This window comes from Dictyobacter kobayashii (genome assembly GCF_003967555.1).
Taxonomy (GTDB): Bacteria; Chloroflexota; Ktedonobacteria; order Ktedonobacterales; family Ktedonobacteraceae; genus Dictyobacter; species Dictyobacter kobayashii.
In genome coordinates, this window is the sequence record NZ_BIFS01000001.1 from 4,563,369 (window position 1) to 4,584,686 (window position 21,318).

The 21,318-nt window shown below is 50.6% G+C and carries 26 protein-coding genes and 1 pseudogene; 18 read left to right on the forward strand and 9 right to left on the reverse strand.

Annotation, left to right across the window (positions count from 1 at the left end; all coding sequences use genetic code 11):
* Positions 1-68 precede the first annotated feature (68 nt).
* Positions 69-1,781 carry a DNA repair helicase XPB gene (locus tag EL645_RS19940; RefSeq protein WP_126552129.1) on the reverse strand — a complete coding sequence of 571 codons (1,713 nt, stop codon included), beginning with the start codon at positions 1,779-1,781 and terminating at the stop codon, positions 69-71.
* A 42-nt stretch (positions 1,782-1,823) separates the two neighbouring features.
* Positions 1,824-2,495 (reverse strand): alpha/beta hydrolase, encoded by a 672-nt coding sequence (locus EL645_RS19945; RefSeq protein WP_126552130.1) that lies wholly within the window; start codon positions 2,493-2,495, stop codon positions 1,824-1,826.
* 1,204 nt (positions 2,496-3,699) lie between these two features.
* Between EL645_RS19945 and EL645_RS19950 the strand changes: the two genes are divergently transcribed.
* Together EL645_RS19950 and EL645_RS19955 are read left to right on the forward strand one after the other, a co-directional pair.
* Positions 3,700-4,773: a GGDEF domain-containing response regulator gene (locus tag EL645_RS19950; RefSeq protein WP_126552131.1), complete on the forward strand. Its 1,074-nt coding sequence runs from the start codon at positions 3,700-3,702 to the stop codon at positions 4,771-4,773.
* Positions 4,774-4,841: 68 nt separating this feature from the next.
* Complete coding sequence (locus tag EL645_RS19955; protein ID WP_126552132.1) at positions 4,842-5,273, forward strand: hypothetical protein; 432 nt, start codon at positions 4,842-4,844, stop codon at positions 5,271-5,273.
* 91 nt (positions 5,274-5,364) lie between these two features.
* Here EL645_RS19955 and EL645_RS19960 read toward each other — a convergent pair whose 3' ends face one another.
* Complete coding sequence (locus EL645_RS19960; RefSeq protein WP_161977517.1) at positions 5,365-6,039, reverse strand: antibiotic biosynthesis monooxygenase family protein; 675 nt, start codon at positions 6,037-6,039, stop codon at positions 5,365-5,367.
* 199 nt (positions 6,040-6,238) lie between these two features.
* On the opposite strand from EL645_RS19960, the gene EL645_RS19965 reads away from it, so the two are divergent.
* The 6 genes from EL645_RS19965 (at position 6,239) to EL645_RS19980 (ending at position 8,108) form a co-directional block, all read left to right on the forward strand.
* Positions 6,239-6,445, forward strand: a complete 207-nt coding sequence (locus EL645_RS19965) for a hypothetical protein (protein WP_126552134.1) — start codon at positions 6,239-6,241, stop codon at positions 6,443-6,445.
* Between the two features lie 4 nt (positions 6,446-6,449).
* Entirely contained in the window at positions 6,450-6,539 is a 90-nt protein-coding gene (locus tag EL645_RS45570) for a hypothetical protein (RefSeq protein WP_371865745.1), read from the forward strand.
* Complete coding sequence (locus EL645_RS19970) at positions 6,502-7,155, forward strand: thiamine-phosphate kinase (RefSeq protein WP_371865746.1); 654 nt, start codon at positions 6,502-6,504, stop codon at positions 7,153-7,155. Before EL645_RS45570 ends, EL645_RS19970 begins: the two co-directional genes overlap by 38 nt.
* A gap of 125 nt (positions 7,156-7,280) precedes the next feature.
* Positions 7,281-7,496 (forward strand): hypothetical protein, encoded by a 216-nt coding sequence (locus EL645_RS45575; protein ID WP_443090042.1) that lies wholly within the window; start codon positions 7,281-7,283, stop codon positions 7,494-7,496.
* Positions 7,489-7,737: an AIR synthase family protein gene (locus EL645_RS19975; RefSeq protein ID WP_126552136.1), complete on the forward strand. Its 249-nt coding sequence runs from the start codon at positions 7,489-7,491 to the stop codon at positions 7,735-7,737. Before EL645_RS45575 ends, EL645_RS19975 begins: the two co-directional genes overlap by 8 nt.
* A gap of 5 nt (positions 7,738-7,742) precedes the next feature.
* The gene (locus EL645_RS19980) at positions 7,743-8,108 is read left to right on the forward strand and encodes a thiamine-phosphate kinase (protein ID WP_126552137.1); all 366 of its coding nucleotides are present in this window, start codon (positions 7,743-7,745) and stop codon (positions 8,106-8,108) included.
* A 41-nt stretch (positions 8,109-8,149) separates the two neighbouring features.
* Here the strand turns inward: EL645_RS19980 and EL645_RS19985 are convergent, their stop codons facing one another.
* Genes EL645_RS19985 through EL645_RS20000 form a run of 4 tightly spaced genes read right to left on the reverse strand, consistent with a single transcriptional unit; the run spans position 8,150 to position 10,114 of the window.
* Complete coding sequence (locus EL645_RS19985) at positions 8,150-8,365, reverse strand: Holliday junction ATP-dependent DNA helicase RuvA (RefSeq protein ID WP_126552138.1); 216 nt, start codon at positions 8,363-8,365, stop codon at positions 8,150-8,152.
* Positions 8,338-8,709, reverse strand: coding sequence for a Holliday junction branch migration protein RuvA (ruvA, locus tag EL645_RS19990; RefSeq protein WP_126552139.1), 372 nt, complete (start codon positions 8,707-8,709; stop codon positions 8,338-8,340). Before ruvA ends, EL645_RS19985 begins: the two co-directional genes overlap by 28 nt.
* A 48-nt stretch (positions 8,710-8,757) precedes the next feature.
* Positions 8,758-9,300, reverse strand: a complete 543-nt coding sequence (gene ruvC / locus EL645_RS19995; RefSeq protein ID WP_126552140.1) for a crossover junction endodeoxyribonuclease RuvC — start codon at positions 9,298-9,300, stop codon at positions 8,758-8,760.
* 43 nt (positions 9,301-9,343) lie between these two features.
* A complete protein-coding gene (locus EL645_RS20000) occupies positions 9,344-10,114 on the reverse strand; it encodes a YebC/PmpR family DNA-binding transcriptional regulator (protein WP_126552141.1) in 771 nt (256 codons plus the stop codon).
* A gap of 495 nt (positions 10,115-10,609) precedes the next feature.
* Here EL645_RS20000 and EL645_RS20005 point away from each other — a divergent pair, with 495 nt between their 5' ends.
* The 8 genes from EL645_RS20005 (at position 10,610) to EL645_RS20040 (ending at position 16,761) form a co-directional block, all read left to right on the forward strand.
* On the forward strand, positions 10,610-11,017 hold the full coding sequence (locus tag EL645_RS20005; protein WP_246035414.1) for a YraN family protein: 408 nt from the start codon (positions 10,610-10,612) through the stop codon (positions 11,015-11,017).
* A gap of 67 nt (positions 11,018-11,084) precedes the next feature.
* Positions 11,085-11,612, forward strand: a complete 528-nt coding sequence (locus EL645_RS20010) for a zinc ribbon domain-containing protein (protein WP_161977519.1) — start codon at positions 11,085-11,087, stop codon at positions 11,610-11,612.
* Between the two features lie 244 nt (positions 11,613-11,856).
* The gene (tsaE, locus tag EL645_RS20015; protein WP_218031934.1) at positions 11,857-12,411 is read left to right on the forward strand and encodes a tRNA (adenosine(37)-N6)-threonylcarbamoyltransferase complex ATPase subunit type 1 TsaE; all 555 of its coding nucleotides are present in this window, start codon (positions 11,857-11,859) and stop codon (positions 12,409-12,411) included.
* On the forward strand, positions 12,392-13,213 hold the full coding sequence (tsaB, locus tag EL645_RS20020; RefSeq protein WP_161977520.1) for a tRNA (adenosine(37)-N6)-threonylcarbamoyltransferase complex dimerization subunit type 1 TsaB: 822 nt from the start codon (positions 12,392-12,394) through the stop codon (positions 13,211-13,213). The genes tsaE and tsaB overlap by 20 nt, the downstream gene beginning before the upstream one ends.
* Positions 13,214-13,223: 10 nt before the next feature.
* Positions 13,224-13,832, forward strand: a complete 609-nt coding sequence (gene rimI, locus EL645_RS20025) for a ribosomal protein S18-alanine N-acetyltransferase (protein ID WP_218031935.1) — start codon at positions 13,224-13,226, stop codon at positions 13,830-13,832.
* A gap of 53 nt (positions 13,833-13,885) precedes the next feature.
* Complete coding sequence (gene tsaD / locus EL645_RS20030; protein WP_126552145.1) at positions 13,886-15,067, forward strand: tRNA (adenosine(37)-N6)-threonylcarbamoyltransferase complex transferase subunit TsaD; 1,182 nt, start codon at positions 13,886-13,888, stop codon at positions 15,065-15,067.
* A gap of 6 nt (positions 15,068-15,073) precedes the next feature.
* Entirely contained in the window at positions 15,074-16,084 is a 1,011-nt protein-coding gene (locus EL645_RS20035) for an ROK family protein (RefSeq protein ID WP_126552146.1), read from the forward strand.
* Between the two features lie 65 nt (positions 16,085-16,149).
* Positions 16,150-16,761 (forward strand): GNAT family N-acetyltransferase, encoded by a 612-nt coding sequence (locus tag EL645_RS20040; RefSeq protein WP_126552147.1) that lies wholly within the window; start codon positions 16,150-16,152, stop codon positions 16,759-16,761.
* A gap of 259 nt (positions 16,762-17,020) precedes the next feature.
* Here the strand turns inward: EL645_RS20040 and metG are convergent, their stop codons facing one another.
* Entirely contained in the window at positions 17,021-18,751 is a 1,731-nt protein-coding gene (gene metG, locus EL645_RS20045; protein ID WP_281276398.1) for a methionine--tRNA ligase, read from the reverse strand.
* Between the two features lie 133 nt (positions 18,752-18,884).
* A pseudogene (locus tag EL645_RS45580) lies at positions 18,885-19,903 on the reverse strand (ThiF family adenylyltransferase).
* 362 nt (positions 19,904-20,265) lie between these two features.
* Between EL645_RS45580 and EL645_RS20055 the strand changes: the two are divergent.
* On the forward strand, positions 20,266-20,712 hold the full coding sequence (locus EL645_RS20055) for a response regulator transcription factor (protein ID WP_126552149.1): 447 nt from the start codon (positions 20,266-20,268) through the stop codon (positions 20,710-20,712).
* Positions 20,713-20,918: 206 nt separating this feature from the next.
* Positions 20,919-21,314 carry a response regulator transcription factor gene (locus EL645_RS20060; protein ID WP_126552150.1) on the forward strand — a complete coding sequence of 132 codons (396 nt, stop codon included), beginning with the start codon at positions 20,919-20,921 and terminating at the stop codon, positions 21,312-21,314.
* Positions 21,315-21,318: the final 4 nt, after the last annotated feature.

Here is a 21,318-nt window from a genome sequence, read left to right on the forward strand (position 1 = left end):
CTATGCAGGCGTATGTCAAGAAAAGCGCGGCTATTGTACCTACCTGTGAAATGGCGATGATATTTGTATTATTGTTGGGCTGCCAGGAGGGTTTCTGCATCTTCGATGAGGTAGCGATAGCCCTGTTCAGTTAAAAATAACTGGCGATTAGCGGAAAATTCTTGATCCCTGGTATCGCGGGTTACGACCGAATAAAAATAGGCGCTGCCACCATCACCCTTTGGGCGCAGAATACGTCCCAGGCGCTGGGCTTCTTCCTGGCGTGACCCAAATGTGCCGGAAACCTGAATCGCTACATTTGCATCTGGCAGGTCAATGGCAAAGTTAGCAACTTTACTGACGACCAGCCGCTTGATCTCTCCACGGCGAAATTGCTCATAGAGCTTTTCGCGCTGGGCCGTGGCTGTACGCCCCGTTAGCATTGGCGCAGCTAGCTCTTCAGCTAATAATTTGAGTTGATCAAGATATTGTCCAATGATTAGAATCTGGTCATCGGCATGCCGGGCTATCAGGTGACGTGCTATCTCCAGTTTGGCCGGATTTTCGGCGGCGATGCGATATTTTTCGCGTGTCTCTGCCATTGCATAATTGAGCTGATCATCCTCATTTGGGAAGCCTACGCGGATTTCATGGCATTCTGCCGTTGCGATCCAGCCCTGATGCTCTAGCTCTCTCCATGGGACATCAAATTTCTTGGGACCAATCAAGCTGAAGACATCAGCTTCACAGCCATCTTCCCGTACCAGGGTGGCCGTTAACCCAAGCCGGCGACGGGCCTGGATCTCTGCTGTAAAGCGGAAGACTGGAGCGGGTAGCAGGTGTACTTCATCATAGATGATGAGCCCCCAGTCATAATTAGTGAAGAGCGAGAAGTGTGGGTAGGTGGCTGGACCAACGTCGCTGGTATTGCCAGCCTCCGCGCGCCGGTAGGTCAAAATCTGATAGGTACTAACCGTGATGGGTGCGATCTCTTTGCGTTCTCCCGTGTATTCTCCGATCATTTCGGGTGGAATATCGGTCTTGTCCAGGATTTCATGTATCCATTGGCGTACCGCGACGGTGTTCGGGGTGAGAATCAAGGTGGCGCGCTGCAAGGTGGCAATCGCTGTAATACCGACAATGGTCTTGCCTGCGCCACATGGCAAGACGACGACCCCGCTTCCTCCGCTGGGTGCTCCGCCAGCGTGAAACGCTGATACCGCTGCTTGCTGATACTGGCGCGGTTCGAACTGCTTGCCTTGCAGGGTAAGCTCACGCAGTTGTAACGGTAGGGGAGAGCCCTCGGTGTAGCCAGCCAGGTCTTCTGCCGGGAAACCAATATGGATCAGCGCCTGCTTGACATGACCACGCCTGGAAGGATCAATCTTAATAGTATTGCGGTTAATCTGCTCCTGGATATATGGCAGCATCTTTTTGTGATTAATGATCTCCGCCATCAATGCATGATCGTCCGAATATAATAATAGCTCATCACCTTCGCGCAGGAGTTTGACCCGTCCATAGCGATGAATATACGTCTGTATTTCAGTAGTGATATTGGAGGGTAGGGGATATTTGCTATAGCTTGTTAATAGATCTACAATTGTGGGCGCATCCATGCCGCCGGCGGCCGCGTTCCAGAGTGATAGAGGGGTTAAGCGATAGGTATGAATATGTTCTGGCGATTTTTCAAGTTCAGCAAATTGTGCCAGTGCGTCGCGTGCCTCTTCATGTAAAGGATGATCCACTTCTAACAAGATGCTACGATCACTCTGGACGATAATGGGGTTTCCTTGATTCATTATAATATTCCTCTTCTTCCAACTCCTGTATGAGAATCTTGTTTAGACCCCGGGCATACTTGCCCATGTTTTAATATACTTTGAGATAGCTTGAATAGCTGGTTCTTCATATCCTCGCATTAGATGCCTGGCCCCTACGATTACTTTAATGCCCTTTGGACCGGCTTGTTGTTCGACAAAAGGTTCTAGTTTAAAGAGAGGACATATCTCATCAAACTCACCTGTCACAAACAATTTTGGTCGCTCGAATTGGCGTGGGAAACCACTATTGGCGCGGAACAACGGTAGGCTAATTGCTACCACGGTGCGGATACGCATGTCGAAAGGCGCATACAGCAAGGTTGTATATGCGCCAAAGCCGTGCCCGATCACACAGAGCTTGGCAGGATTGATGCCTGGAAAGGTTAGCGCTGTATCAATGGCACCCGCTAAATCAAGTGGTTCAAGTCGTCCATCTGTCTGCTGGCCTTGACTACGACCTACACCGCGAAAATTAAAGCGGAGCACTACCATTCCTTCTTCCGCCAGATGCTGTGCCAGCGCAACATTCAGCGCATCATTCATATCGCTGCTGGCTGGCTGAGGGTGACAGAGAATAATGACAGGCGCTTGCTCCGCCTTTGAGGGAGTATGCACGACTCCTTCAAGAAGAAAGGCTGGTTGGCCTTTGCTATGGAATGTAATGGGTCGCTCAGCTTGTACTGATAAGGTCATCGCTTATCCTTCTGCTTCTGTTATGTTACTGCCATTCTATCAGATGAACGAAGGTGCACAGGCTAGCCGTGAGTGAACGCACGGCGTTGACAATTGCGGTTAAAAATATGCCTTGTGTTTAAATATTATCTCAGTCAGACTCAAGCGTCAATATTCTCGTTTGTTTGCCCATAGCTTTTTCATTTTCCTCTTTGGCGCCTGCGGCGCCGCGTTGGGTGTGTGGAGTGTGCTGATGGGCGGCTGCGGCCGCCCATCAGCACACTCCACACCTGAAAGAAAGTCCATCGTATCGCTGGCTCCTGATCTCCATGTTTGAAGGAGGGAGAAGGCTGCGGCCACCCACCAAACACACCCACGCCTGAAAGAAAGTCCATCGTATCGCTGGCCAGTGCAAGCAGGCACATCTGCACCTAAATCCTCTTTTCATCGTGAGTTGCCGCCAATGTGCACCGCACATTGGCGGCAACTCACGATGAAACCAGTTCGGGCGCGACTGCGCACGTCCGCAAGAGCGGACACGCTTTCCCCAACCATAAGAATGAAACTCCCAAAATATTTAGCGACGAATTATCTCATGATCACTACCAGTTGATCGTCTTTATTAATGTAAGTGCTCACATGTATTGTGTTAGCTGGTAGTACGGATGGTATGGATGCCCCTAAAAGTCACGGTGTTGTGACATTTTAGCAATTTGTGACGAACTGCTACGATTTGTTAGACAAAACCTTTGCATGTAGCCCGAAGGATGTTATACTAACTATGACATATGTATACTTACTTTTGTTACTGTAGGTATGATATGTACACTAGAGGACGACCTGGTCCTATATTTGCACATACCAGGTGTTGTGCTACACCGGCTTCCCGTTTGGCTCAATGCCCTCTCTCTCCCATTTGGTGGGCTCTCATCAGGAGGTGATTTTGTCATTTGATACGCAAATTGCGTATTTAATGTTACTTATACACTGATGGCTCAAGAACAATTTATGTATTTCTGCTGTATCAATGATACTGATACGATGTATTTAACATAAGGTGTTTGCTGTGCTACGGTGGTGTACCTATAGCAAACCGCACAACAATAGTAACTTTGACTCACTGAAAACTTTATACGCTTCAAGCTATTTATCCGTATACAAGAGAGATGTGAGTCTTCTAAGGTATACACGGTGTATATAGTGAAATGTAGAGGTAGGAGCATATATGTCCAGCATTCTAGTCGTCGAAGATGAAGGTGTCATCACACAATTAGTCAGGGATCATTTTGGGGACGAAGGATATCAAGCTGTTAAGGTTTTAAACGGCGAAGATGCTGTACAGTTTGCCATGCGTGAGATACCAAGCCTGGCTATTCTGGATGTTGAAGTTCCAGGTGTCGATGGTTATAAAGTCATTCAACAATTACGAGACCATCCCAAATGTATGCATATTCCCATAATTATGATGAGTGCATATACATCGCTGGTTGATAAGGTCCGTGCCTACGAGCTAGGTGTTGATAGCTATATTACAAAGCCATGCTGTTCTGATGAACTCCTGGCTCATATTCGTAGGCAGCTGCGACGCATGCAGCAAAGCACTCTTTCACCTCTCACACGCCTTCCCGGTGGTCTACAGCTCGAACGAGCAATTGATTATAAGCTACGTGGCTCAGATCCATGGAGTGTCCTCTACCTTGATCTCGATAATTTTAAGGCTTTTAATGACGCTTATGGCTTTGTGGCGGGCAATGATATGATCTTGTTGGTGGGCCATGTCTGCCAACGTGTTGTGTATGAGTATGGCAATGCGGATGATTTTGTGGGGCATGTGGGGGGCGATGATTTTGTCATTGTTACCACCCCTGATCGCGAAAAATTGTTGTGCCGCCATATCCTGGCTCGCTATAAACAGGAAAGCATGGCTTTTTATCGACCCGAAGATATTGAGCGCGGATCGATTAATGGCGTTGATCGTAAAGGCCGGCCTTACCAGTTTCCACTTGTTTCGCTCTCAATTGGTGTGGTGAGTGATCAGTTAAAATGCTCGCATTCCATGAATGAGGTGAGCACCCTGACCGCTGAGGCGAAACGCCTGGCGAAGCAATCCTCTAATAATGTCTCTCGTGTTTCTCCTCAATGGGTGTTCCCTCTCAGGTATCGCATACACCAGCTACGTTTAATCTGGTCGGAAATGTTGGGCGCGACCTTTTTCACTTTGCTGAAGAGGATGTGCTGGCCAGGTTTAAGTAGAGGTTGCAGGCTACCTTTTCAGTCTGCTGTGGTTGTGGTGCGGTGACCCCTTGCCTCTTTGTGCTATGCTGAGTGCATTATCTGTTTTTTATCGATGTTTGCTGGAAGGTTATCATGTCTACTAGCCAGGATTATCCTGATCTCTCGCCTGAGCGAGATGATGATTTATACGAACAAGAGCGTGAAGCGCGCCGCCTGGCGCTGCGTGAGAATGCGAAACATATATTGCGCGAGAGTGGTTTAGCCGAAATGCTGCAGAGCATTAATAAAAATCTTCTTAAAGGTCGTGGACGCTTTGAGGAGTATGACTCGCTGGTGCTCTTCCGTTGGGGCACGCAATCAACGCGCCGCCATATGTGGATTGAGGTGCGCGGTAGCTCTATTCTGTTTCGCCTGCACCCCCATCGTACCTGTGCTCAGGCAGCCCCTGTGTGCGATGGTGAATATCATACATTTACCAGTACGATGTGGTCAGATCGAGAATTGTTGAAAGCCGAGTTAAAGAAATATTATGATCGCCCGGTGGCAGAGTCCTCTGCCGACTGAGTTACGCGCCTGCTGATGTAAAGGTATCCAGAGAAGAAGTGGCAACTTGACCTTTCTCTCGGGTACCTTTTTTGTTGCCCGAACGTGTTTGTCATAGCATTTCAAGCGAGAGTATGTTGCTGGGCCCTTCGCGCTCAACAAACTTTTTTACTTGCTGATAAATTGGCTGGGCATAGAAGTCTTCGCGTTCCATTTCATTGGCCCAGCTAAAAAAGCCAAAGAGTAGCGAGCTTTGCTGGGCAAAGATTTCTCGATAGCTGCCCGTATGCACAACTGTAGCCATTCGGTTCGCTGTGGGCGTATCGTTGATGCCACGTGCAAAGAACGCAAAGGTGAGGCTTGTTTGTAGTTCCGGCTGGTGTAAAGCCATCAGCCATTGCTTTTGGATCAGCCCGATCTTCTGTGGTGCCAGAGTCATTATGTGCGCGGAGGAAAGCTGTGCTGATGCCGTGGGACGGCTATAACCCCACAGGTAGTAGAGCAGCCATTGTTCTGGATCTGAGGCCAGAATGTCTGTGGCTGCTAAAAGTAGCTGTTTGGGCATATGGCGTTCCTGAGCTTTTAGCCAGCTCTGTTCATCTTCCCAGGTGGTCAGGAGAAGATAGACAATGCCATTATGGCGGCCACGATAAAGCCGGGTAGAGATGAGTCCGGGAGCGCTACGCAACGTCTCTGCGATAGAGCGTATGCGTGCTCGCGCCTCGGTGTCTTTTCCTGGAAGGACATGAGCCAGTGTAACAACCAATAACTCCGTACTGTGCTGCAAAGTAATGCCTCAACTTTTTGCATAAGCGTTAGAACGCAGACTAGAATAGCATAGGCATTCACACTGCGCAATAGGATTATTGCCTATGCTTTTTAGATCGATTATACTGACAGCCAGAACTTGTGAATAAATATCCTTGGTGTGATATAGAACGTATTCATATGTAAAACATCAAATTGTACCAAGTAGAGGACTGTGTATGGACATTTCTGCCCTGGGCGAGTTTGAATTAATTGCGCGCTTAACCGCTGGCCTGACTATCCCTGGTGCCAGCGAAGTTGGGATTGGGATGATTGCGCCCTGCTGGATCTGGGCGGTAATGAACTTTTGCTGGCGACTTGCGATACCCAGGTTGAGGGGGTCCATTTTAGCCTGCAAAGCTCATCCCCGAGGATATTGGGCATAAGGCTCTGGCTATCAATTTGAGCGATATTGCCGCTATGGGGGGGAGCCTCGCTATGCCTGGTTTCGCTGCTGCTTCCTCCACACTTGTCGGTTGATGTCTTGGATGGGATTTACGCTGGCTTGCGGGCTGAGGCGCAGCGCTTTGCAACGACTATTGTGGGTGGCAATATCTCTGGCACGGGCGTCGCCCAACAACTGGTGATTGATATTACGTTGCTGGGTACTGTAGCACGTGGCCATGCTATTCTGCGTAGTGGAGCAAAGGTGGGCGATCTGTTATGTGTCACGGGCTCTTTAGGAGACTCTGCAGCGGGCTTGCAAACTTTCCTGCGTCCAACTACTAATATTTCGCAACACGATGTACAGGCGGTCCGTGAAAGGCATACAGCACCCTTACCACGTGTCCATGAGGGTCAGTTACTTGGAAGTTTTACAGTGGGACAGGTAAGCGCGATGCTGGATATCAGTGACGGTTTAAGCGGAGATCTGCAGCATTTGTGCGAGCGTAGTGGCTGCGGAGCACGGGTGGAGCTGGCTGCTTTACCCCTTACAGAAGCATGCTTGAATGTGGCACGAGCCTTGCAGCATGACCCCTGGACTGGGCGCTTCATGGCGGTGAAGATTATGAGTTGCTTTTTACAGTACCGCCAGAAGCTCTGGAGACCGTGTGGGCCACCCTGCTCGAACAATCTGGGACTCCTATCACCGTGATCGGCGAGATCCAGCCTGGATGATTGCGCCCTGCTGGATCTGGGCGGTAATGAACTTTTGCTGGCGACTTGCGATACCCAGGTTGAGGGGTCCATTTTAGCCTGCAAAGCTCATCCCCCGAGGATATTGGGCATAAGGCTCTGGCTATCAATTTGAGCGATATTGCCGCTATGGGGGGAGGCCTCGCTATGCCCTGGTTTCGCTGCTGCTTCCTCCACACTTGTCGGTTGATGTCTTGGATGGGATTTACGCTGGCTTGCGGGCTGAGGCGCAGCGCTTTGCAACGACTATTGTGGTGGCAATATCTCTGGCACGGGCGTCGCCCAACAACTGGTGATTGATATTACGTTGCTGGGTACTGTAGCACGTGGCCATGCTATTCTGCGTAGTGGAGCAAAGGTGGGCGATCTGTTATGTGTCACGGGCTCTTTAGGAGACTCTGCAGCGGGCTTGCAAACTTTCCTGCGTCCAACTACTAATATTTCGCAACACGATGTACAGGCGGTCCGTGAAAGGCATACAGCACCCTTACCACGTGTCCATGAGGGTCAGTTACTTGGAAGTTTTACAGTGGACAGGTAAGCGCGATGCTGGATATCAGTGACGGTTTAAGCGGAGATCTGCAGCATTTGTGCGAGCGTAGTGGCTGCGGAGCACGGGTGGAGCTGGCTGCTTTACCCCTTACAGAAGCATGCTTGAATGTGGCACGAGCCTTGCAGCATGACCCCCTGGACTGGGCGCTTCATGGCGGTGAAGATTATGAGTTGCTTTTTACAGTACCGCCAGAAGCTCTGGAGACCGTGTGGGCCACCCTGCTCGAACAATCTGGGACTCCTATCACCGTGATCGGCGAGATCCAGCCTGCGGCGGCGGGTCTGACCTTGCTCTATCCCGATGGACAGGAAAAAGCTTTACAGGCGCGCAGCTGGGATCATTTGAAGTCACAGGGTTAAGTAACTAGATAGCTAGCGCGAGAAGGAACGCAGGGCAAATGTTACCTGCTCTTCCAATGACATAGGGCGATCCTGGGGATCTTTGACAGCGCTGCCTGGGCTTCGGCATTGGAGAAGCCTAAGCCCATCAAGGCCTCCATCGCCTCAGCTTTGATATTGCCTGCCACTGGCGCGGCCCCATTGCTGGCCAGTCCTGCCAGCGAGGGCAACTTACCTTTGAGCTCAAGGATCAAATGGGCTGCCAGCTTCTTTCCCACCCCTTTCGCCAATCCAGGCGTTGCTGATCTTCATCGGCGATGGCCTGGTAGAATGCAGGGGCATCCATGATTGAAAGAATTGCCAGCGCGACTTTCGGACCGACTCCATTTACGCCGATCAATTGCTCAAAAGCATCGCGGTCGGCATCGGTCCAAAATCCATACAGCGAGATTCCATCCTCACGCATATGAAAGTGGGTGGCCAGAGATACTTCCATCCCTGGCTCGCTTAGACGCTGGAGGGTGGAAGACGGCGCGAAAACACGTATTCCAAATCCGCCCACGCGTATAAGTGCGTAATCTACCCCCGTTGCTTCAAGGGTGCCGTGAATACTGGTAATCATCGCCCCGCTTGTACCTCTTCTGTTTTATTTTTCTCTGCTGTATTGCTGCTATGAACGATTATAGCGTAAAAGATTGGCGGCGTAGGTAGCTGTATTCAGATGACAAATAGCGACTGCGGCAGCATCAGCGGCGTCATCTGGTTTGGGAATCGCGGTCAACTTGAGCAATATACGTACCATCTCTCCTACCTGGTTCTTATCGGCCCCACCATATCCGGTAACGGCCTGCTTCACCTGTTTTGGAGTGTATTCCGCTACGGAGAGACCACCATTGGCGAGAGCAAGCATTGCAACCCCGCGCGCCTGTCCCACGGTCATCGCGGTGCGTGCGTTCTTCGCGAAGAAAAGCTCCTCCATCGCCGCTTCTTGCGGTTTGTAGGTTACAATCAGTTTGCTCAGACCTTCATAAATAATTTGCAGGCGTTGGGCCAGCGGCATCTTGGCCGGGGTGGTGATTACATCACATGCAAGCATGCTCAGCTCACCACCCCGTAGCATTACCACTGAGTATCCAACGATTGCGGTGCCTGGATCAATGCCGAGCGCGATACGCGCATCTGAAGGCGGAGGCGGCATGAGATCTTTTTCCATCAGCCACACTCCCTTCTGGCATTAGCGGCTAGCGCGTAAAAAATTATGCGTTGTATGAAGCCGCGAATGCTTCCGGGAAATCTGCGTTGGTGTAGACGTTCTGGACGTCATCTAGATCTTCCAGTTTCTCAATTAAGCGAATAGCCTGGTGGGCTGTTTTTTCTTCGCTTAGCTCGATGCGCGTCTTTGGAACCAGTGTGCTTTCGGCCTTGAGGACCTTATAGTTGTTCTCTTCAAGTGCGTGCTGCACTTTTTCCAGTACTTCGTGATCGGGATCGGTATAGATGACCAGTACCTCGTCACCAGGTTGAGCTGGTTCGACGTCGTCGGCGCCAAAGTCGATCGCTTCCAGTGAAAGCTCATCGGCATCTTTCCCATTGAGCTCAACTTCGATGACACCTTTGTTTTCAAAGAGCCAGTCGACGCAGCCGTTTTCACCCATGTTGCCGGCGTTGCGGTTAAAGGCGTTGCGTACCTCAGCGACGGTACGGTTGCGATTCTCGGTCAGTGTCTGCACAAGGATTGCTGTGCCACCAGGACCATAGCCTTCGTAGGTGATCTCTTCAAGGTTGTTGTCTTCAGTACCACCCAGGGCGCGTTTGATTGTGCGGTCAATGTTGTCCATTGGCATGTTGGCATCGCGTGCTCGCTGTACTGCTATGCGCAAGCGGAAGTTCATGTTTGGGTCACCACTGTTCCCTTCACGTACCGCGACAACGATCTCGCGTCCTAGCCGAGTGAACAATTGGCCTCGGCGTGCGTCATTGACGCCTTTTGAGCGGCGAATTTGTGCCCACTTTGAATGTCCTGACATATCGTTGCTCCCCTAGTCTAATCAGACGATTCTTTAGTATAAAATATGCGCTATGCATATATTACATGTTGTTATGTTCTTGACATGTTGCTGTGTTCTTGTAAATAGCTGTCGGGCCTATTTTAACACGAACAGGTATAGAGCGTCGAGAGGGTTGTTTCTAGATGCGTATTTGCTCCCCATGATAGCCTCTCTACCTCTTTTTATTGTCAACATGGCGCAACATGAATTGAAACATATCAATGATATCATATTCCCGGTGATTGCTATAAAAACCTGTGCTTTTTGTCGCGCTAGCTTTTTATGTTAAAATAAATATCTGGCCCGCCTGTTGTTGAGATAATAGCGGCTAGAAAATACCTATCATCATTGTTTCTATTCCAGTTATTCAGTTTGCCAGGCTAGAAAACAAGCTCTATCTAACCGAATGTTTGCTTGCTAGATGTTTGTACAACATAGTGGCTTACAAAGCGTACATAGATACAGAGAGGGTGAGTGGTTGAGGTGAAAGAGCAGCGTATTGGCAGCTCTGGGAATGCGGCTCGTCAGGGGCTGGGTCGGACGGGTGAACGTCTGGCCGCTGAGCGCCTGGAACAGGTAGGCTATTCTATTCTAGAACGTAATTTTCGTTGCCGCTATGGCGAGATAGATCTGGTGGCCGAACATGGCTCTGATCTCGTCTTTATCGAAGTTAAAACGCGCCGTGGACTCACCCATGGCTTACCGGAAGAGGCTGTTAATCGGCGTAAGCAACAAAAAATCATACAAGTAGGTCAATACTATTTGTTTGTCAATAATGCTGATCTTGCGCGTTCGTGGCGTGTGGATGTTGTGGCTGTCCAGCTCAGTACAACTGGACGGCTGGAAGAAATTCGCATTTACCAGCACGCGTTTAGCGAATAAGCTACTAAAAATGCTATTGATGCATATAGTGTATACCTCAAAAGAGTTATATGGAGGCAAAGAAAGAATGAGTGATTTTCTGTCATCCGCCAAAAATTTTGTGAATTCAGCTGTCAGTCGCACCAGCTGGGAGGCGCAAAAGCAACTTCGAGTGCGCAACAAACAAAGTGAAATCGACAAGTTGCTGGAGCAGCGACAGCACTTGATGGAAGAGCTTGGCCAGGTGGCAATGAATCTCTATCAGCAGGGATCGCTTACCGACTCGCAACTCTCACGTCTCTGTGCCAGTATCTTTGAGTTGGACCACGATCTGCGCTCGCGTGAGACGCAGTTGCAGGATGCTAAAAATGAGGCCTATCCTGTCGATCAGTTTGCGCCTGGACCAACCATGAACTATGCGCCACCAGCGCCTTCCAATATGGCGACCCCACCACCGAATCCATCGATGAATAACATTAATAACAACAATAATGCTAACTATGCTCAACCTCAGCCAACGCCCAATCCAGCAGCTGATGCTCGTTGCCCTCAATGTGGTAACCCATTGCGCTCTAATGCCCTCTACTGCCGTAACTGTGGCGCGAAACTGCGCTAGTTTCGTGTAGACATAAGGTAAAAGCAGGGGGCAGGGGCTAGAACTTTGATGGGGATAATCCACTCCGCTAACGGCGGGATGGATTATCCCCATCAAAGTTCCTTGTATGCTATAATGTTATTCACTATTCTCTCTTTGTGGTCAGGAAATCTGGCCCTTTTTCTTCATTTGATCTTGCTGGATGAGAGTAGATATTCAGGTGCCGTGAATGCGGTGCTTATCAGCATTTGTATGGAGGCTTCCAGTGCGTGATGCGGGGCGTGATGCAGGTATGTTAGTCCAGGATGGGATCTGTTCTCTAGAGGTAGTCAGTCAACGGGCAACTCAGACTCAGCGTTTAGGCATGGCCCTGGGCGCGTTGTTGCAGGCGGGTGATCTGATTTTGTTGGATGGACAGCTCGGGGCGGGCAAGACAACTTTTACTCAAGGCCTGGCAAAGGGCATGCAGGTGACGGCCGTGGTGAATAGCCCGACGTTTACGCTGCTAAAAGAGTACCAGGGTGTGTCGGCATCACAGGAAGGCAAGGCTCTTCCCCTCTATCATTTTGACCTCTATCGACTGGAAGATCCCGATGAGATTGTTGATCTGGGATTTGAAGATTATTTTTATGGCTCGGGGGTGTGTGTGGTCGAGTGGGCAGGCAACGCTGATGAGCTGTGGCCGGCAGATCGACTGGACATTCGCTTGAGCTCTGTAGATGAAACGAAGCGCCGTCTGCTGTTTGTGGCATCAGGTCCGCGCTATTGCGAACTGCTCCGGCAGTTTCAGAAGAATATGTATGCTATTACTCGCTCTTGATACTTCGACTCGCTATGCGAGCGTGGCTTTATGCTCTGAAAACGAGTTGTTGAGTGAATATACCTGGTTCTCGGAAAATAACCATAGTGTAGATTTGCTGGATCGTGTTCAGCGTATTATGGCGCAACGACAGATCTCTTTGCAGCAACTTGATGCGATCGCGGTGGCGCTAGGCCCTGGCTCCTTCAATGGTGTGCGTGTGGCGTTGGCCTCAGCCAAAGCACTGGCGTTTTCCTTACAAAAGCCTTTAGTTGGCGTTGGTACATTGGATGTGATTGCCGCCCAACAACAGCTCTGGCGTGGCCCCATCTGTGCGGTGTTAGAAGCCGGTCGCTCTGAATTGTATGCTGGCCTTTATTTTTCTGCTGAACTCAAATCGACAGATGGTGAGGTAAGCTATCATCTACAGCAGGTCGGCACTTATTTCTTAGGTACGCCACAACAGCTGGTGGAAGAGATCCAATCACAACTGTCCAACTGGCCGGTTGCACTGTCCGCACCAGTGCTTTTTTGTGGTGAGATTAAGGCTATATCTCGGCAGGCTTTGCGCCAGGGGATGGCGGAGCAGGGTGTGTTGAGAGATGCTATCCAATCTACGAGGTTCGCTTCTGTGCTGGCTCAGCTGGCTCTGCAACGTCTACAGGACGGCAAGGCAGATGATCCACTGGTGGTGGAACCTCTCTATTTACGGCGTCCATCCATTACCAAGAGTACCCGCAAGCAACCTTTGCTGGGCGGCGCTCTCCTAAGATCTAACGATCATGATACGACAGAAAGGGAACAGGGTGCGTTACGCCATTGATAGAATGACGATGTCGGACGTGCCTCGCGTCATTGAAATTGAGCGTCTGGCCTATCCATCAACGTGGCCTCCGAGCGCCTATCGCAAGGAACTACAAGATAATCGGTGGGCGCACTATATCGTGTTACGCGATAAGCATATCCTTGAAGAGCAGAGCTCGGTTCCTGCTGAGCCGGAGAAAGCGCGTAAGACGCGCCCGTTTCCGCTTTCACTTCTACCTAGCAGGCCTGCTGTTACTGCACCATCGCCGGATCTTGCATCCATTATCGGTTTTTCTGGCCTCTGGCTGATGGTAGATGAGGCACATATTACAACTATTGCTATGCATCCAGATTATCGGGGACACGGTCTGGGTGAGATGCTATTAGTGAGCTTGATCGATATTTCATATAATATTGGGGCCAAATGGGTTACCTTAGAGGTGCGCGTTTCGAATCATACTGCCCAGAATCTGTATCGTAAATATGGCTTTCAGGAAGCGGGTGTGCGCCATCGTTATTATAGCGATAACCAGGAAGATGCTTTAATTATGTGGACCGATGAGATCAACTCTGCTGCCTATAAACAAAAATTTTTAGCATTAAAGGCTGCGTTATTACAAAAGTTGGAGGCGAAGTAGTGCATTGGCCGGTGTCTCTCCTGGTCGCGGCCGCATTGCTGGGGATGTAATTTATGCTTGTACTTGGTATTGAAAGTTCATGTGATGAGACTGGGGCCGCACTTGTGCGCGATGGCCGTTATCTGCTTTCCAATGTGGTTGCCTCTCAGATTGAGATTCATAATCGCTATGGTGGGGTGGTGCCTGAGGTGGCCTCGCGGCAACAGATTGCCGCCATTATTCCGGTGGTGGAGACGGCTCTGGCGCAGGCGTCTTGCCGTTGGGAAGATATTGATGCGATCTCGGCAACCTATGGGCCGGGGCTGGCTGGCTCTTTGCTGGTTGGCCTGACGGTAGGTAAGACCCTCGCGCTGGCTCGTGAGTTGCCTTTTCTAGGTGTTAACCACCTGGAGGCCCATCTCTATGCCAACTGGCTGCGCCCACAGTCAGATGCTGCTACTGCTTCCCCTGTCCCTGAAGAGGAATGGAGACACCAGTCTGGCGATCCTTTGTTCCCATTGATCTGCCTGGTTATTTCTGGGGCCCATAGTGAGATTGTGCTGGTGCGTGACCATGGCGATTATGAGTTGCTTGGACGCACGAGGGATGATGCAGCTGGCGAAGCTTTAGATAAGGTCTCGCGAGTCCTGGGATTGGGCTACCCTGGCGGGCCGGCCATTCAGCGTATGGCTCAGCAGGCGGAAGATGCCTATGTGCAGCAAAAAAAGTCGGTCAAGAAAGCACGTAGCGTTTATCGTTTGCCACGTGCCTGGCTGCGTGGCACCTATGATTTTAGCTTTAGCGGCGTAAAGACGGCGATGTTGCACCTGGCGGAAGGGGCTACGGACGCTGTCCGTACACATGAGGATGGGAAGCCTTCAACCCAGTACACGCGTTATACACGTATGGGGGAGCAGGCAGCGCAAGAAGGGGCTCCTGATGTAGCTCTGTTGGCGGCCGGTTTTCAAGAGGCGATTGTCGATGTACTGGCTGTAAAGACGCGTATGGCCGCGCAGGAGTATAAAGTCAAGCAGGTTATTCTCGCGGGCGGCGTTGCTGCCAATCTCAGCCTGCGGGCACGCATGCTCCAGGAGCTACAGCCACTTGGTATTCGCCTGAGCTATCCACCCATCGATTTTTGTACGGATAATGCCGCAATGATTGCGAGTGCAGCTTTTTTCCACTTGAGTTTGGGCGAACGTCACGGAATGGATCTGGATGTTCAACCTGGATTAAGCCTGCCGTTTAGAAAGTGAGATCCTATGCCAAAGTCAAAGACATATGCACTGGGAATTGATCTGGGGGGCACGAAGACCCTCGCTGCAGTGGTTGATCTTTCCGATGGAAGTGTGGTGGCTTCTGCGCGCAAGCGTACTCGCGCTGAGCGTGGTCAGGATTTTGTATCGCAGCGCACAATCGAGCTGGCAACCGCCGCGCTAACTGCGGCCAAGCTTCCCGAAGACGCTGAGTTAGTAGCTATTGGTGTGGGTGCGGCCGGGCAAATTGATCGTAAAGCAGGTGTGGTGTTGGATGCGCCAAATCTTGGTGTCCGTAATATGCCGCTGGGCAATATTTTAAATAAGCGTTTTGGATTGCCTGTCGTCGTTGGTAATGATGTTGAAGTGGCCGCCATGGGAGAATACCTTTATGGCGCTGGCCGTGGCTACAATAATTTTGTGTGTATCTTCGTTGGAACCGGCATCGGCTCGGGTATTGTTCAAAATGGTCAGATGTATACAGGTTTGACGGGTACCGCCGGCGAAGTCGGTCACGTGACGATTCAGGCGGGCGGCCGTATCTGTGGTTGTGGCTCCCGTGGTTGCCTGGAGGCATATGCATCCCGTACCGCGATCACTAAAGCAATTCTGGCTGAGATGCACCATGGCCGTTCCTCTATCCTGGCTGATGACGCCCTGGGCCAATTAAAAGAGGGCGATACAGTTATTCGTTCTGGCATCATCGCCAACGCGATTCAGCAAAAAGATGAACTGGTCACGGAAATTGTGACCGAGGCCGCTAACTTCCTCGGTTATGGGCTCGGCTCGGTGATGAACTTTTATAATCCAGAGTGCATTATTCTGGGTGGTGGTGTTATTGAAGCGGTTGACTTGCTGTTTGAAACCGCCGTTTATCGCGCCCGCAACGTGGCGCTCTCGGCCTCAGCTAAGAAAACGCCGATTGTCCGTGCGAAGCTGGGCGATTTCTCGGGTGTCGTCGGCGCAGCAGCGCTGGGTGCGATGTCCACTGGCTATAAAGTCAATTCCAAAGACTGAGCGGCTGCTCTGGTCATGTGCGTTGCTAAAGCTGACAGATAAGAGCTAAGAAAGCAGGGATTTGCATGGATCACATTGAAGTGCGTGCTGTGCATGTCAGCGATGCTCCTGCTCTGCACGAACTCGATTTTGATTTTGAAACGGATCGCATTTATACACTGCAGGTGCATAATCATCTTATTCACAATCATACAAATTCGGGTGAAGGCGGCGGGACTGCATTTGCCTTTGAACTGGTGGAAACGGCGGTTGACCCACCATTCTATAAAAATTTTCATGGCAGTGAGAATTCTCTGGGGAAGATTAAAACTCTTCTACAAACCACGGAAGGTGGCTTTGTTGCCCTGGTGGATGGGAACGTGGTTGGCGGCATTTTCTTGATGGTGGAGGATAACCGCTCGGTGGTTCGTATTCAAAATATGATTGTGGCTCGCCAATTTCAGCGCTATGGTGTTGGCTCTCTACTACTCAGCTGTGCCGCCGATTGGGCTCGTAAGCAGAAATGCTGGGCAATTGTACTTGAGACACAGAATACCAATTACCCTGCCATTCAATTTTATTTACGCAATGGCCTGGAAATCTGGAGTATCAATCGTCACTTTTACCCACCCGGCGAACTCTCCCACGAAGTGGCCATCTTTATGGGCAAACGCCTCTCATCCACTTCTGAATCATAAACCAGACAAGCAGGATACTGCCGCCCCTGCGACGGTATCCTGCTTGTCTACAGCAAAACACACCCCTGTTTACAAACCTAAGGGAGCTCCCCTTGTTATAGGCATCCCCTGGTCATAAACCTTCCCGCCCTCATATTATTACGAGGTGGTGAAACAGGTGCGCAGCACCTGTTTCACCACCTCGTAATAATATGAGGGCGTGCGCTGGCGCGCCCGCAAAGCAACAGCCTGCTTCCCATAACCATGGGAAGCAGCCCCCCTACTTTTCAGCAGCTACCGGCTCTTCAATTTTGGGGAAGAGGGGAGCAGGCTTAGGCAGGGTTGCCCCCGCAGGGATCTCTGTTGGCTGCCAGCCCTGCTTGCTGACCTCACCCTCAAAGCCAAGGTAGCCATGCAGTTGCTGGGACGAGAATGGCAGATAGGGACTGAAGAGCACACGAAGCCCACTGATAATTTGCAGCATCACATAGATAGTGGTGCCAGCAGCCTCGCGATCCACTTTAATCTGCTTCCATGGAGCCTGCTCATCCAGGTAGCGATTGGCCGCCCGGGCAACGATCATGGCTGAGTTCAGGCCCTCTTTAAAATGGCATTGGGAGATCTGTTCTCCAACCTTTGTAAAGCCACGTTCCAGCTCTGCCAGGATCTCTTTATCGGCCTCACGTAATGGCTGTGGCTGCGGTACCACTCCACCAAACTTGCTCTGTAAGAAGGTCAGGGTACGATGCACGACATTGCCGTAGGTCGCTACCAGCTCGTCATTATTGCGACGTAACATTTCATCAAAGGTGAAATCGGTATCGCGTCCTTCCGGCGCGGTGGCCGAGAGATAATAGCGCAGGGTATCGGCGCCGTACTTCTCCAACACATCCCTGGTCCAGATGACGTTTCCGCGGCTACTGGATGCCTTGGCGCCGCTCATGGTCATAAACTCATTGGCCGGTACGTCAAAGGGCAGATTGCGATTGCCATAGCCCAGTAGCATGGCGGGCCAGATGATGGTGTGGAACGGAATGTTATCTTTACCAATGAAGTAGTAGGGTTTGACCGCGGGGTCCGTCAGGCCGGGCACCCACCAGTTTTTCCAGGCTTCCGGTGTGCCGCGTTTCTCGGCCCATTCTACAGATGCCGAGAAGTAACCGATGACGGCATCGAACCAGACATAGATACGCTTATCCTCGTAGCCTTCCAGCGGAATAGGAACACCCCAGTCCAGGTCACGGGTGATGGCGCGGGCACGCAGCCCCTCTTTCAGCCAGTTCATCGCAAAGGCCAGGGTATTGGGGCGCCAATGCTCTTTGCTCTCTTCCAGCCAGGCCTGTAGTGGCTCTTGCAATTTAGGGAGATCCAGGAAGAAATGCTCGGTCATGCGCATCTCTAACTTACTGTTTTTACTGCCACACAGACGGCACTTCGCGTCGATCAGGTCCACTGGATCGAGCGTGTGACCACAATTATCGCACTGGTCACCACGGGCCCCTGTATAGCCACACAGTGGGCAGGTGCCCTCTACATAGCGATCTGGCAGGAAGCGGCGATCGGTGGGACAAAAAGCAGATTGCATACTATCTTTAAAGATATATCCCTTATCGTAAAGCGTGAGAAAGAAATCTTGCGTGATGCGATAATGGTTGGCGGTCCCGGTCTCGGTATAGAGATCCCAGGACATGCCCAGTTGATCCCAGACTTCACAGATCTGGCGGTGATAGTTGGCGACAAACTCGCGTGGGGTAATGCCCAGGCGCTCGGATTCAACGAGGATGGGGGTACCATGCTCATCACTGCCCGAAACCATTAATACCTGGTTTCCGGCCATGCGGTGATAGCGCGCAAATGTATCAGCGGGAAGGTATGCTCCGGCGACCTGCCCAACGTGGGTCGAGGTTTTTGCGTACGGCCAGGCTACGCAGACAAGTATATGTTCATTCATGTAATATATGTTCTCCCTTTCAGGCTTGAAGGATTGTGTTTTGTGCGGGGAGGGTTTTATTCAACCTTCTGCGTATCTCATTGCCAATGCCAGAGAAAAACAGGAGATGAACCATGGGTTATTATAACAAGTGTGAGGGGGGAGTACAAGCGCCATTTTTTTGCCTGGCCCTTTGCCTCCCCCGTGGTCCCCTTTACATTCCTATGTAGCGGGCATAAATTGAACGCGCTACCTGTTCATCATCTGTTCCCTTAATGATTGCTCTGGCGTCGGGAAAGAGGGTTAATTCATAGCTGTCAACCTGAAAACGCAATAAATAAGCATTATAGTTGACCTCACCAACGACGCGTAGCCTTTCAGCCAGGTTCAAAAAATCCAGCGGTTGCTGCTGCTCGCGTTTAATGTTGCGTACCTGTACGGCGTTGCGACCACACAGACTGGTGCTGGAGTTACCGCTCGCTTCCAGAAACGTAAAATGATGTTCTCCGCAGGCCGGACAATCGGGCTGGCGGGGCAACTCGATTCGATCAAACGTATTTTCCCACAGATCCAGCCACGTCATATCCCGGCTAATCTTATCGCTATTGAGCAGAATCTTCAGGGCCTCAGTGGAAGCGATACCGGTGATTGCCCCTACGATACCATTGAGTACCCCTGCTGTATCACAGGTTGGTGTACTGCCAGGCGGGGGAGTTCAGGAAACGCACAGCGTAAGCAGGCGGTCTGCCCGGGCAAGATATTCATCGTAACGCCATAGGCTGCTATCACGCCGCTATAGATCCAGGGACGCTGATGCTTAATACAGGCATCATTAATGATATAACGAGTTTCAAAATTATCGGTGGCATCCAGGATGAGATCGGTTTCTTGCACCAGGGACTCAATACCATCGGCCGTAATGTCATCCACCAGGGCCTCCACCTCAACCTCGCTATTAATACGCGAAAGCCTCTGTTTGGCGGCAATTGCCTTGGGAATATGTTGCGCTACATCATCTTCATCAAAAAGGATCTGTCGTTGTAAATTGTTCATTTCAATATAATCGCGGTCCGCGATCACCAGATGTCCCACTCCCGCGCGGCAAAGATTATTGGCCAGTACCGTTCCCAATGCTCCGCAGCCAACAATCGTCACGGTTGCCTTCTGAAGTCGCTCCTGTCCTGCTTTACCAATCGGACCAAACAAAGTTTGTCGCGAATAGCGCTCAAGCATCGCCTATCCCCCTTATCCATGATACAGATAGCCATCCCTTGTATTGTAGCACGCCCCACAATCAACAGAGCTTTCCCTCCATTTTCCTTATACTCTACCACATGAAGCGGGGATGCAAGGAGCGGCACCACCCGGGTCAAAGGGCCAATGCCCCTGAAAACCTATGCTCGTAAAGGAAAAGGTGTATCCAGCAAATTTCCTGCCATATGGCAGGAAATTGTGTATAAAACTCTCTATCTAGGACAGAAAATGGTGAAAGTTGGCAGCAGAGCATAACTGTGTTACAATGCCAGAAGTGTGATACTCTTTTTCTGGAAATCTGTAACCAGTACATTGTGCGACTCTTTACGAGAGGCAGCCATATGAGCAGCGTGAATGCAATCAAGAAGGTATTGGTTATCGACGACAACCCGACCATTGTGGAGCTCATCAAATATGCGGTGAATCTCCAGGGCTCGTACCAGGTTGTGGTCGCATATGATGGGGTCCAGGGCCTCGAGCGTGTTTTTGTTGAGCAACCAGACTGCGTCATCATTGATGTCAAAATGCCCAAAATGGATGGGTATCAATTAGTGCGTTGTTTGCGTGGTGACATGCGCACCGCGAACGTTCCTCTGATCATTTTGAGTGCCATGACGCGCGAAGAAGACCAGATGACGGGTTTGCTCTCAGGCGCAGACGAGTATCTCACCAAGCCCTTTAAGCCAACTGCTCTGAATGCAGCAATCGAACGTGTGCTCCGCCTGACACCCGCCGAGCGCCAACGCCGTACGGACTCCCTGGTACAGACCCAGGCAGAGCGTGACTAGTCAGTAAAATAAGCTTCGAGCTGATTTTGAGAGCACTGGCCAGACTCTTTCTACAATCTGCTTGAAGCATGTATCTATGATTATTCATCTTTAAATCTTTTAAAAGCACATGCTAACTTTGTTGTCTGGCATCAACAAAAAAATATGTGTTTCTTTTTTATCTGTTATTTATTTAAAAGCGCTAGCGCGCATGTGAGCTACAGGTAGTGCGTAGGTTACATATTCTTTTTGTGGATAGTGATCCACATATACATGATAAGATAAAACAAGCGCTGGGTGGCGAATTTACAGTACAATGTGTCGGGTCTGTTCCTGAGGCTAAACAGTCTCTCTCCTTATCACGGCCCGATATTCTGATCTCTGAGGTCGTGGTAGGGCAGGAGAGTGGCTTAGATCTATGCCGCCACGTGCGTAGTATACCTTCACTGCGACAACTTCCGATTATGTTGTTGACCTCGATGGCGACCTTGCAGGACAAGGTGGCGGGTTTTCAAGCAGGAACGGATGACTATGTCGTGAAACCATTTGACGTCCACCATCTGGTGGCGCGTATCAGATTATTAGCAAGAATAAAGCGTCTAGAGCGGCGTACCACCGTCTAGACGC